This is a genomic window from Pseudomonadota bacterium (assembly GCA_016927275.1).
GTDB lineage: Bacteria > UBA10199 > UBA10199 > 2-02-FULL-44-16 > JAAZCA01 > JAFGMW01.
The window spans coordinates 25,949-37,977 of sequence record JAFGMW010000030.1 but is presented as its reverse complement, the minus strand read 5'-3'; the positions used below and the strand labels follow the sequence as shown (position 1 = coordinate 37,977).

The 12,029-nt window shown below is 66.5% G+C and carries 13 protein-coding genes; all 13 read right to left on the bottom strand.

What is annotated here, in order from left to right; genetic code table 11:
• Position 1 precedes the first annotated feature (1 nt).
• Positions 2-1,378: a dihydrolipoyl dehydrogenase gene (gene lpdA, locus JXA24_01980; protein ID MBN1282524.1), complete on the bottom strand. Its 1,377-nt coding sequence runs from the start codon at positions 1,376-1,378 to the stop codon at positions 2-4.
• A 20-nt stretch (positions 1,379-1,398) separates the two neighbouring features.
• Positions 1,399-1,812, bottom strand: a complete 414-nt coding sequence (gene tsaE, locus JXA24_01975) for a tRNA (adenosine(37)-N6)-threonylcarbamoyltransferase complex ATPase subunit type 1 TsaE (protein MBN1282523.1) — start codon at positions 1,810-1,812, stop codon at positions 1,399-1,401.
• A gap of 55 nt (positions 1,813-1,867) precedes the next feature.
• Entirely contained in the window at positions 1,868-2,758 is an 891-nt protein-coding gene (locus JXA24_01970) for an NAD(P)H-hydrate dehydratase (GenBank protein MBN1282522.1), read from the bottom strand.
• Entirely contained in the window at positions 2,755-3,129 is a 375-nt protein-coding gene (gene acpS / locus JXA24_01965) for a holo-ACP synthase (protein ID MBN1282521.1), read from the bottom strand. The genes JXA24_01970 and acpS overlap by 4 nt, the downstream gene beginning before the upstream one ends.
• Positions 3,130-3,201: 72 nt before the next feature.
• On the bottom strand, positions 3,202-3,921 hold the full coding sequence (locus JXA24_01960; protein ID MBN1282520.1) for a pyridoxine 5'-phosphate synthase: 720 nt from the start codon (positions 3,919-3,921) through the stop codon (positions 3,202-3,204).
• Positions 3,918-5,300, bottom strand: a complete 1,383-nt coding sequence (locus tag JXA24_01955) for a phosphoglucosamine mutase (protein MBN1282519.1) — start codon at positions 5,298-5,300, stop codon at positions 3,918-3,920. The genes JXA24_01960 and JXA24_01955 overlap by 4 nt, the downstream gene beginning before the upstream one ends.
• Positions 5,301-5,372: 72 nt before the next feature.
• The gene (folP, locus tag JXA24_01950) at positions 5,373-6,194 is read right to left on the bottom strand and encodes a dihydropteroate synthase (protein MBN1282518.1); all 822 of its coding nucleotides are present in this window, start codon (positions 6,192-6,194) and stop codon (positions 5,373-5,375) included.
• On the bottom strand, positions 6,191-8,119 hold the full coding sequence (gene ftsH, locus JXA24_01945; GenBank protein ID MBN1282517.1) for an ATP-dependent zinc metalloprotease FtsH: 1,929 nt from the start codon (positions 8,117-8,119) through the stop codon (positions 6,191-6,193). The genes folP and ftsH overlap by 4 nt, the downstream gene beginning before the upstream one ends.
• Positions 8,120-8,207: 88 nt before the next feature.
• Positions 8,208-9,206 carry a tRNA lysidine(34) synthetase TilS gene (gene tilS, locus JXA24_01940; protein ID MBN1282516.1) on the bottom strand — a complete coding sequence of 333 codons (999 nt, stop codon included), beginning with the start codon at positions 9,204-9,206 and terminating at the stop codon, positions 8,208-8,210.
• Positions 9,207-9,221: 15 nt separating this feature from the next.
• Positions 9,222-9,734, bottom strand: coding sequence for a gamma carbonic anhydrase family protein (locus JXA24_01935; protein ID MBN1282515.1), 513 nt, complete (start codon positions 9,732-9,734; stop codon positions 9,222-9,224).
• Complete coding sequence (locus JXA24_01930) at positions 9,731-10,144, bottom strand: VanZ family protein (protein ID MBN1282514.1); 414 nt, start codon at positions 10,142-10,144, stop codon at positions 9,731-9,733. The genes JXA24_01935 and JXA24_01930 overlap by 4 nt, the downstream gene beginning before the upstream one ends.
• Before the next feature lie 12 nt (positions 10,145-10,156).
• Entirely contained in the window at positions 10,157-10,678 is a 522-nt protein-coding gene (locus JXA24_01925) for a bifunctional nuclease family protein (GenBank protein MBN1282513.1), read from the bottom strand.
• The gene (miaB, locus tag JXA24_01920; protein ID MBN1282512.1) at positions 10,675-12,024 is read right to left on the bottom strand and encodes a tRNA (N6-isopentenyl adenosine(37)-C2)-methylthiotransferase MiaB; all 1,350 of its coding nucleotides are present in this window, start codon (positions 12,022-12,024) and stop codon (positions 10,675-10,677) included. The genes JXA24_01925 and miaB overlap by 4 nt, the downstream gene beginning before the upstream one ends.
• Between the last annotated feature and the right edge of the window lie 5 nt (positions 12,025-12,029).

Here is a 12,029-nt window from a genome sequence, read left to right as displayed (position 1 = left end):
CTCAGACCCTTCTCGCCTTGTGTATCGCGCGGCCGAAGACGTCGGCAGCCGCCTCGGCCACGACCTCCGAGAGCGTGGGGTGCGCGTGTATCGTCTTCTCGAGATCCACCACGCTCATCCCCTTGCGCATGGCCAGCGCCGCCTCGGGGACCAGCAGCGTCGCGTCCCTGCCTATTATGTGGGCGCCGAGTATCCTTCCGTCCATGTCGGTGTGGACGATCGCCTGCCCGTCGGGCTCGCCGTCGCACATCGCCTTTCCGCTCGCCGAATATGGGAAGCGGCCCGTGAGGAACTCCGTCCCGCGCGCCTTGAGCTCCTCAGAGGTGAGCCCGACCGCTCCGATCTCAGGCCATGTGAATATCGGCGACGGCACCGTGGAGGCGTCGTAGCTCCCCCCCTCTCCGAAGATGTTCTCGACCGCCGCGATCCCCTCGGCGCTCGCCGCGTGCGCGAGCATCGCTCCGCCGATCACGTCGCCGATCGCGTAGACGCCCTTGCAGGTGGTCTCGAATCTCGCGTCGACCCTGATGGCGCCTCGCTCGACAAGCTCGATGCCGGCGACCTCGAGGCCGAGCCCCTTCGTGAGCGGCCTTCTGCCCACAGCGACCAGCACCCTGTCGACCGTCTTCTCGGTCCCGTTGGAGAGCCTCGCCTTCACCCTGCCCCCCGAGGTGTCGACCGACTCCACGGTCGTGCCCGCAATTATCTCTATCCCGTCCGACTTCATCTGCCTGGCGAGCACCCTCGATATCGCCCCCTCCACCTGGGGGAGGATGGAGGGCATGGCCTCGACTACGGCGACCTTTGCGCCGAAGCTTCGCATCATGCAGCCGAACTCGCAGCCGATCACCCCGCCGCCCACGATGAGAAGGGTTGCGGGGACCTCGGTCCAGTCGAGCGCCTCGTCGGTCGTGACGATCCGGTCGCCGTCCGGGGCGAGCCCAGGTATCTCTATCCAGGTGGAGCCGGTGGCGATCAGGATGTTCTTCGCCGCGAGCTCGCGGCCGTCCACGGAGAGAGCGCCCTTCCCGACGATCCTCGCCTCCCCCTTCGCCAGCTCGATCCCGTTCGACTTGATCAGCTGGGCGATGCCGGCTCGCAGCTTCTCCACGATGGCGTCCTTGCGTTCCCTGACCCGCTTCATCTCGATCGCCGGCGCCGCGCCGCCGAGCGCGACGCCCATCTCCCCCGCATGCCTTATCGTGCGAAGGGCGTGGGACGAGGCGATCATGGACTTCGTGGGTATGCAGCCGCGGTTGAGGCAAACCCCTCCCAGCTCGCCGCGCTCGATGAGCAGGACCCTGGCGCCCAGTCGGGACGCCCGTATCGCCGCCACGTATCCGCCCGGCCCCGCGCCTATCACCGCCAGATCAAACATCGCCCTCCCTCCCCCTGTGATCAGAACACGATCTCACGCGTATTTTCGTCCACTATGCCGAACGATATCGTCCTCGCGCGTTCGGGCAGTGAGCCCGGGAAGCGGTCCGCCCACTCCACGACCGTGGCGCCGTCGCCGGAGAAGTACTCCTCCACGCCGAGGTCGGCGAGCTCCGAGGGGCGCGTGAGCCGGTAGAAGTCGAAGTGGTAGAGAGGCATGCGCCCGCCCCTGTACTCGTTTATCAGCGCGAACGACGGCGAGCGGACGAAGACCCCCTCCGGCACCCCGAGCCCCGCTGCAAGCCCCTGCACGAAGCGGGTCTTGCCTGCGCCCAGCTCGCCCACCAGCGCCAGAACGTCCCCCGGCTTGAGTCGTCGGGAGAACTGCGCGGCCAGGGCGAATGTCTCATCGGGCGATCTGGTCAGCTTCCTCATGGCTCGTAACTCGTGACTCGTGACTCGTAACTCGTGACATGTAACTCGTGACACGTTAGATGCGATAGGCGATCTCTTTTATCGCTGCGCCGAGCCTCCCTATCACGTCGGAGGCGATCACCGAGGCCTCGCCAAGCTCCCGCGCGGCGATGTCGCCCGCAAGGCCGTGGATGTAAACGGCGGCGAGCGAGGCCTCCCATGCGCCGGCCCCCTGCGCGATGAACGATGCGACGATCCCGGTGAGCGCGTCGCCCATGCCGGCCGACGCCATGCCGGGGTTGCCGGTGGGGTTTGTCGCGAGCCTGCCGTCGGGGGCGGCCACCACGGTCCCGTGGCCCTTGAGCACGACGAAGGCGCGCGTTTGCCTCGCAAGTTTCGCGGCGGCGCCGGTCCTGTCCGCCTGGACCTCATCCGCGCTCGAGCCAAGAAGCCCCGCCATCTCCCCCGGATGGGGAGTGAGCACCGAGGGCGATCCCCTGCGCGAGAGGGCGTCCAGATCCAGCACGTTGAGGGCGTCCGCATCCACCACGGCGGGGAGCTCCGAATCCAGAAGGAGCCTGTTCACGAACTGCCCCGTGCCTTCGGCCGTGCCGAGCGCGGGCCCGATCGCCATCGCCTGCTTCCCCTCGCAGAGCCCGTGCGCCGCAGCCAGCCCCTCCGGGGTGAAGAACCCCGCGCCGCCGTCGGGTATCGGGTCGCACATCACCTCGGGGTAGCGCGCGTCGAACCTCGCGAACGCCCCCTCGGGGAGGCAGAGGGTGCAGAGCCCGCAGCCGGCCCTTAGCGCCGCCAGCGCGGCGAGGTAGCCCGCGCCGAGATGACCGCCGGAGCCGGCGAAGATCAGGACGTGGCCGAACGTTCCCTTGTGCGCCGCGGCCCCCCTCGGTGCGAGCAGCCCGGCGAACATGGCCGGCTCGATCGTCAGCTGTGACAGTGTGCTGTTCATCCTTCAAGGACGACGTTGGCGATGCCGTAGTCGCCGTCGTGGGAGAGCATGATGTGAGTCCTCTTTATATCGCGCCCCTTGGCCAGCTCCGCCACAGCGCCGTGCAGGTTGATGACCGGCCGGTTCTCCTGCTGGTCTATCTCGATGTCTGCGAAGCGGACCCCCTTCTGATCTTTGGGGAAGAGCGCCTTGACGAATGCCTGCTTCGCGGCGAACCGCGTGGCGAAGCGCTGGGCCGGGTGCTTCTTGGTGTTGCAGTACCTTATCTCATTCTCGGTGAAGACGCGGCGCAGGAACCGCTCCCTCCACCGGTAGATGATGGACTCGAAGCGCTTCACGTCCACCAGATCGACTCCGATTCCGATGATCATAAACCTCCGTAACTCGTGACTCGTAACTCGTGACTTGTGAGTGGGGACAGCACGCAAGTCACAAGTCGCCAGTCACGGATTCAGCAGTCGTCTCATCTCCCTCACGGCCTCTTTCATCCCCACGAACAGGGCGCGGGCGACGATCGCGTGGCCGATGTTGTACTCCTCGACCTCGGGCAGCGCGCGCGCGATCGTGGCCGCGTTCTCGTAGTTTATCCCGTGGCCGGCTGCGAGCCTGAAACCCATGCCCTTCGCCGCGCCCGCCGCCCTCGCGAGCCTGTCCAGCTCCCTTTCGGCGGCCGAGCTGCCTTTCGCGTCGCAGCAGGCCCCCGTGTGGAGCTCAACGCGCCGCGCGCCCGCCTCGCCGGCCGCCTCGACCTGTCGCAGATCCGGGTCGATGAAGAGGCTCACCTCGATCCCGGCATCGAAGAGGCGCCGGATCGCCGCGCGCACCTCGGCCATCTTTCCCGCCACGTCGAGCCCCCCCTCGGTCGTGAGCTCGGCCCTGCGCTCCGGCACGAGCGTCGCGGCCGCAGGCCTCTCCCTGCAGGCGATGGAGACGATCTCCTCCGACACCGACATCTCGAGGTTGAGCGGCACGGCGATCGCGGCCTTCATCCGGGCCACGTCCGCGTCACGGATGTGCCTTCGGTCCTCGCGCAGGTGTATGGTGATCTGGTCGGCGCCGCCCGCCGTCGCTTCGAGCGCCGCAGCGAGCGGGTCGGGGTAGACGGTCCCGCGCGCCTGCCTTATGGTCGCGACGTGGTCGACGTTGACCCCGAGGCGGATCATGGGAGCACCGTCCCTTCGCCTCCGAGGTGCTCGCCGATGAGCCCTGCGAGCTCGTTCGCCATGAGCCTTATCCTCCCTCGGTCGCTGCCCTCAACCATCACCCTGGCGATGTCCTCCGTGCCCGAGTAGCGGACGAGGAGCCTGCCCTCGCGGCCCAGCTCGCCGCGGTACGACTCAAGGGCGGTGGCGAGCGCGGGTATCCGGCCGAAGTCGACCTTCCGCTGCACCCTCACGTCCACCCTCACCTGCGGGTACGGTTCGAAAATCTTCGCGAGCTCCGACAGGGGCCTTTGCTCCCGGAGCATTATCGCGAGCACGTTGAGCGCGCCCATGATCCCGTCGCCGGTGGTGTTGTGATCGAGGAAGATGAGGTGGCCCGACTGCTCGCCGCCCAGGTTGAAGCCGCCGCCGCGCATCTCGTCGATCACGTAGCGGTCGCCTACCTTCGTGCGCCTGACCTCTATGCCATGCTCCCTCATGACGCGGTCGAGGGCGAGGTTGCTCATCACTGTTGCCACCAGCGTGTCGCGCGCGAGCTTTCCGCGCCGCTTGCGGTCGAGGGCCGCCAGCGCCATGATGACGTCGCCGTCGACCACGCTCCCCTTCTCGTCGCACATGATGACGCGGTCCGCGTCGCCGTCGAGCGCGATGCCCGCGTTCGCCTTCATCCTGCGCACCAGGCCGCACATCCGCTCCGGGTGCAGCGAGCCGCATCCCTGGTTGATGTTGAGCCCGTCCGGACGGGTGCCTATCTCTATGACCTCGGCGCCCAGCTCCTGGAACACCGTGGGGGCGACCCTGTAGCCCGCGCCGTTGGCGCAGTCCACCACCAGCCGAAGCCCCAGCAGCGTGAGCTCGCCCGGGAAATGCCCCTTGAGGTACTGGATGTAGCGGCCGGCCGCGTCATCTATGCGGTGGGCCTTGCCTATCGATGCGCCAGTGGGGCCGGCGGGCGCCCCACCACCGCGCAGGACGGTCTCCTCCATGCGGAGCTCCAGCTCGTCGGGCAGCTTGAATCCGTCGCTGTCGAAGAACTTGATGCCGTTGTCGTCGAAGGGGTTGTGCGAGGCCGATATGACCGCGCCCGCGTCCGCGCGCATGCTGCGCGCTATGAACGCGATGCCCGGCGTGGGCAGCGGGCCCACCAGCCAGACGTCGGCGCCCGCCGAGCAGATCCCTGAGGCCAGCGCGGTCTCGATCATGTAGCCGGAGAGCCTTGTGTCCTTGCCGACCACGATCCTCTGCCTGTGGCCCGCCCTGGCAAAGAGAATGGCTGCCGCCCTGCCGAGGGCGAGCGCGGTCCCGGAGTCCATGGGGGCCGTGTTGGCCTTGCCGCGGACCCCGTCGGTGCCGAAGATCTTCCGCTCAGGATCTTTCATCGAGCCTCGCTTCATGAGCTTTTGGGTTGAGACTGATTACAGGAAAAGAATATAGATATCAAGTTTATACGTCTATCCGGACAGGGACTCATACATATCGAGAAATCGCCTCGCAGGGCTCACGTCGTGGACCCTCAAAATGGAGGCGCCCTTGTCCACCGCTATCGCAAGGGTGGCAAGAGTCCCTTCAAGTCTTTCATCAACTTCCAAGTCTAATACTTTGCCGATAAACGCTTTTCTTGATGTGCCGATGAGGATCGGCGCCTTGAGCGCTGACAGTTCATCGAGGTGCGCAATGATCGTGAGATTGTGCTCCACGGTCTTTCCGAACCCGATGCCCGGGTCGACGATGAGCCTGTCCCGTGCCACGCCCGCTCCCTCGGCCCGGGCCATCGCGTCGGCGAGGAAAGAGCCGATCTCGGCCATGAGGTCGCCGTAGCGGGGTGCCTCCTGCATGGTGCGAGGCGTGCCCTTCATGTGCATGAGCGCTATCGGCACTCCCCTGTCGGCGGCCAGCCCGAGCATCCGGGGGTCGAAGCGCGCGGCGCTGATGTCGTTTATCATCTCCGCCCCGGCGTCGAGTGCCCGGGCGGCAACCCGTGCCTTGGTGGTGTCTATGGAGATCGGGACCGAGCTCCTCCTCCTGACCCCCTCGATCACGGGGATCACCCTTCGCAGCTCCTCGTCGACGGAGACCGGCTCCGAGCCCGGGCGGGACGATTCGCCGCCTATGTCCACGATGTCCGCGCCCTCCGACTCGAGCTCGAGGGCCCGGGCGATTGCGCGCGACGGCTCGAGAAAACGACCCCCGTCTGAGAACGAATCGGGGGTCGCGTTCACGATGCCCATGATCGCGGGGCAACGCTCGTCCAGATTGAATCTGCCTATCCTCATGCGGTCTCTGTGGCGGCCTTGGGTGGGGCGGGCTGCTCGACGCTCACGGCGTCGTTCGCCCTGCCCTCCTTCGCCCTGGCGTTTCTGCCCCCGGGCACCGCCTCCGCCTTCCTCTCCACGCGCTCCCCGCGCATCACCTTTTCGATCTCATCGCCCGAGAGCGACTCGTACTCCAGCAGCCCCTGCGCGAGCCTCTCGAGCTTCTCGCGGTTCTTCATGAGGAGGTCGCGGGCGATGTTGAAGCTCTGCATGACTATGCGCTTCACCTCCGCGTCGATCTGCTGGGCTGTCGCCTCGCTGTAGTCGGCGTGCCGGGATATCTCGCGGCCCAGGAAGATCTCCTCCTGCTTCTTGCCGAACGCCAGCGGCCCCATGCTCTCGCTCATGCCCCACTCGCAGACCATCTTGCGCGCGAGCTCGGTCGCCCTCTCTATGTCGTTGCCCGCCCCTGTCGTCGGCTGGTCGAAGACCAGCTCCTCGGCCGCCCTGCCGCCCAGGAGTATGGCGAGAGTGTTCTCGCAGAACTTGCGGTTCTGCGTGTAGCGGTCGTCGATGGGCAGCTGCTGGGTGAGCCCGAGAGCTGCGCCGCGAGGGATGATCGTGACCTTGTGTATCGGGTCGGTGCCGGGGATGAGCTTGGCCACGAGCGTGTGGCCGGCCTCGTGGTAGGCGGTGTTGCGCTTCTCCTCCTCGGATATGATCATGCTGCGGCGCTCGGAGCCCATGAGGACCTTGTCCTTGGCGTGCTCGAAATCGGGCATCTCGATGAGCTTCTTGCCCGAACGCGCGGCTATGAGCGCCGCCTCGTTGACCACGCTCTCGAGGTCCGCCCCCGAGAAGCCGGGGGTGCCGCGGGCGACGGTGGAGAGGTCCACGCCCGGGTCAAGCGGCTTGTTCCTGGAGTGCACCTTCAGTATCGCCTCGCGCCCGCCCACGTCCGGCCTCGGCACGATCACGCGCCGGTCGAAGCGGCCCGGCCTGAGGAGCGCGGGGTCGAGGACGTCGGGCCTGTTGGTGGCGGCCATGATGATCACACCCTCGTTGGACTCGAAGCCGTCCATCTCCACCAGCAGCTGGTTGAGGGTCTGCTCGCGCTCGTCGTGCCCCCCGCCGAGCCCGGCGCCGCGGTGTCGGCCCACCGCGTCGATCTCGTCTATGAAGACTATGCAGGGCGCCTGCTTCTTGCCCTGCTCGAACAGGTCGCGCACCCTGGAGGCGCCGACGCCGACGAACATCTCGACGAACTCGGAGCCCGATATGGAGAAGAACGGGACGCCCGCCTCCCCGGCAACCGCGCGGGCGATGAGCGTCTTGCCCGATCCCGGCGGCCCCACGAGTAGCACACCCTTGGGTATCCGGCCGCCGAGGACCGTGAACTTCCTGGGCTCCCTCAGAAACTCTATGATCTCGCGCAGCTCCTCCTTGGCCTCCTCGACCCCTGCAACGTCGGCGAAGGTGACCTTCTTCTGGCTGTCGGCGAGCAGCTTCGCCTTGCTGCGGCCGAAGCTCATGGCCTTTCCGCCGCCGACCTGTATCTGGCGCATGGAGAAGAAGAAGAAGGCGAAGAGCAGCAACATGGGCAGCCACGATATGAGCATGGTCTGCCACATCGGCGTCTCCTTCTTCTTCATGTACTCGATCTTTGCGTCGGTGCCGGCCAGCCTCTTGAGCGCCTCCTCGCTGTCGATCGGTCCTATGGTCTGGAAGCGCGCGCCGGTGCGGTAGTCGGGCTTGAACTTGCCGCTGTACTCGTCCTCCTGGATGCTGACCGTCTCTATCTCGTTGGCCCCGACCGCCGTGAGGAAATCGGAGAAGCTTATCTTCTCGCTCGTCTCCATGGGCTGGTTCATGACGTGCAGCACCGCGATGACCATGAGCGCTATTATGAGCCACAGCGCTATGGTCTTGTGCGGCGCTCCGCCCATCGGCCTCTTCTTCTCTACGGGCATACTTCCTCCTGAAATGGGTTGAGTGGGGCAATTTAACCGAGAGGGCGCTCCAAGACAAGGCGATTCAGCGCCGGGCCCTTCCGGCCCTTCCCCTGCTGATCTCGATGAGTCCCGCTCGTTTCCGGAACTCCCAGGGCGCCCTGAGCCTGTACTCGCCGGTTCTTCTCCCGGAGGCTGCGATGGAGTCCATCCTCCTGATCTGGTCGCCGTTGAGGTCCGAGGCGCGTCCTGTCGCCCTCCGCCACGCGATCATAAGCATGCGGGCCCTCACCACCTCCGGCATGGCGGCGAAGTCCTCGGCCCGCAGCAGAACCCGCCCGTCGGCTGCGGAGGCGAGCGCCTCGTTGAACGAGGCCCTGGCGACGAGGTCGAGCGCCCTCTCGTCCTCGCGCAGCCTCCCGGCCATGGCCGCGAGCGACTCCTCTATCCTGGGGTTCATGCGCTCGAGCGCGGGCATGAGGCTGTGCCTCACCTCGTTGCGGCGGTACTTGAGCGTGCGGTTGGTGCGGTCCTCGCGGAAGGCGACGCCGCGCCTCTTCGCGTAAGCCGCTATGTCGCCCCTCGACGCGAAGAGCAGCGGCCGCGCGATGAGAATGCCGTCCGCCCTGGAGAGCGGGGACATCCCGGCCAGGCCGGCCAGCCCCGCGCCCCTGACGATGTGCATGAGGACCGTCTCCGCCTGGTCGCCCCGGTTGTGTGCGAGGAGCACCCGCGAGGCCCTGAACTCCTCCGCCTGCCTCCGGAAGAAGCGAAGGCGCAGAGAGCGCGCGGAGCCCTGCAGGTTCTCCCCTGCGCGCGGCCTCGCCCTCGCTGAGGCGAACTCGAAGCCCAGGCGACGGGCCTCGCGCTCGACGTGCCTCTCGTCCCGCATCGACTCCCTGCCGCGGAGCATGTGGTTGACATGCACGACCCTTGCGCGGAGGTCCATGCCGCGGGCAACCCTGGAGAGGAGCTCCATCATCACCATGGAGTCCACGCCGCCCGAGACCGCGACGAGGAGGCGGTCCCCCTCCCGGAGCAGCCCCTCGGCGGATACGAACCTCTTGAAATCGGGATATAGCATAGTGGTATGGCCCCGTCAGAACCCCTGCTCGATGTACTGGGAGGCGTATCTCGAGTAACGGTCGGCCGAGGCGGCTGTTTCGGCCACCTCCTCGTCCGTGAGCTCCCTCGCTACGCGCGCGGGCACGCCGAGGACGAGCGACCGCGGGGGGACCCTCTGGCCCTCGGTCACCACCGAGCCGGCGCCCACGATGCAGCCCTCGCCGAGCTCGGCCCCGTTCATTATCACGGCGCCCATGCCTACGAGCACCCTGTCGCGGACCGCACAGCCGTGGAGGATGGCCCTGTGTCCCACCGTCACGTCGTCGCCCACGGAGAGGCTCCCGCCCTGCTCCACATGGAGGACGCAGAGGTCCTGTATGTTCGAGCGGCGGCCGATGCTTATCCTGCCAACGTCCCCGCGGATCACCGCCCCGAACCAGACGCTCGACAGCGGCCCCATGATCACGTCGCCGAGCACCGCGGCGCTGTCGGCCACGAAGCACGACACGTCCACGGCCGGGGTCTTTTCGCCGAATGAATCGATCATATCGCCCCCTCCGCCACGCCACTCCTCGCCCTGCGGCGCTCGAGCGCCGCCGCCGCCCGCATCCCGGACCACGCACCGATCGCGGCCCCGATCGCGTTGGCGACGAAATCGGCAGGCTCCGAGCTCCTGCTCGCTATGAAGAGCTGGCCCGCCTCGGTGAGCGCCCCGTATGCGGCAGCGAAGGCGGCCGCCAGAAGCGGGGCGTACGGACGGAACCGGAGAGCGGTGAGCCTGAGAGACCAGACGAGCAGAAATGCGAGCCCCGCGTACATCGCGAAGTGCGCGACCTTGTCCTGATGCGGGAAGAACTCGATCCCGGGGCCCGGCATGAAGGAGAGATAGAGTATGCCCGCCGCCCAGGCCAGCGTCGTCCCCCACCGTATCAGTTGTCTGATTGTCCTCTTCAGCATCTCGGTGGCCGCCTACATCTTGTACTTTCCGAAGTCTTCGGGAGAGAGGTTCTCCAGTATCTCGGTCCACTTCTGCTTCCTGGCGTCCTCCTGACCGCCCTCCTTGGCCAGGTCGATCTTTCGGGACTTGTCGATCACGCCCCTGGCCACGAAGATCGGGGAGCCCGACCGGAGCGCCACCGCTATCGCGTCGGAGGGCCTCGAGTCCATCACGAACTCGCGCCCCTGCTGCGTGAGGATGAGGCGCGCGTAGAAGGTGTTGTCGGCGAGGTCGCTCACCTCCACCCTTATCACGCTGATGCCGACCGCGTCGAAGACGTTCTTGAGCAGGTCGTGAGTCATGGGCCTCGAGAGCTCTATGTGCTCGATCTCGGTGGCGATGGCCGAGGCCTCTATGAGGCCGATCCAGATCGGCAGCGCGCACTTCTCCTCCATGTCCTTGAGTATGATGATCGGCATGCTGGTGAAGGGGTCTATCGTGAGCCCTGTCACCTTCATCTGGATGAAGTCCTTGTCCGACCTGTCCCCGGTCATGCCAGCGCCTCCCCGGTCAGCGAGTTGTCGTTAGCGGAGGTGATTCGAACGCGGACTATAGAGCCAATGAGCTCCTCTTGGCCAGAGAAATGTACTATGCGGTTGTCGGGGAGCCTGCCGGTGATAAGCCCCCTGCCCATGCGGTCGAGGCCGGCCGCCAGCACCTCCCCCTCGGAGCCCACCAGGGCCTCGTTGAGCCTGCGGGATGCAGAGCGCTGCAGCGCGAGAAGTTCGTCGAGCCTGCGCTCCTTGACCCCGGCCGGCACGTCGTCCTCCATCTTCCGCGCCGCCTCGGTCCCGGGCCTCGGCGAGTACTTGAAAGCGAACGCGGAGTCGAACCCGACCTCGCGCATGAGGTCGAGAGTCTCGCGATACTCCTCGTCGGTCTCGCGGGAGAACCCGACTATGATATCGGTCGTGATGGAGATGCCCGGCCGCGCGGCCCTGAGCCTGCGCGCGACGTCCAGATACCTCTCCCTCGTGTAGCCGCGCCGCATCCTGCGGAGGACCCCGTCGGAACCCGACTGTGCCGGGAGATGGATGTGTGGCGCGAGCCTTTCGTTCTCAGCGAACTCCCCGATCAGCCCGTCGGTGATGTCGCGCGGGTGCGGGGAGGTGAATCGGATGCGCGAGATCCCGGTCTCGCGCGATATCCTCCTGATTAGCGAGGCCAGGCTTTCGGCACCCGGGATCAAGGACCCGGGATTCAGAAAAGAGTAGGCGGTGACGTTCTGGCCGAGCAGCGTCACCTCCTTCGTTCCCGAATCCGCAAGCGTCCGGCACTCCTCCACGATCTCGCCGGGCGGTCGGCAGACCTCGCGGCCGCGCACCGAGGGGACGATGCAGTAGCTGCATGCGCAGTTGCAACCCTTCATGGCGGTGACGAAGGCCGTGACTCGTGACTCGTGACTCGTGACTGGCGGTATATGGCCGGGAAAACGATAACCGTCCGGGTCGTCGATCAGGTCGACGAAGGCGCAGCGGCCCCCCGATTCCGCGCAGGCAATCGCCTCTCCCAGCCTCCATATCTGGTCGGGCCCGAGAACGAAATCCACGTCAGGGAACCTCGAGAGTATCCGCTCACCCTCCTCCTGTGCCACGCACCCGCACACGCCGACGACGGCGCGCGGGCTCGCGCGCTTTATCTGCGAGGCCCTGCCGATCTCGCTGATCGCCTTGTGATGCGCCTTTTCCCGGATAGTGCAGGTGTTGAATATCACGATGTCCGAGGCGAGCGCGTCTTCGCCCGGCGCATAGCCCTGCGACTGGAGCAGGAGCGCCATCTTGGCGGAGTCGTGCTCGTTCATCTGGCACCCGAAGGTCTTGATGTAGAATTTCCTGGTCATCCGGT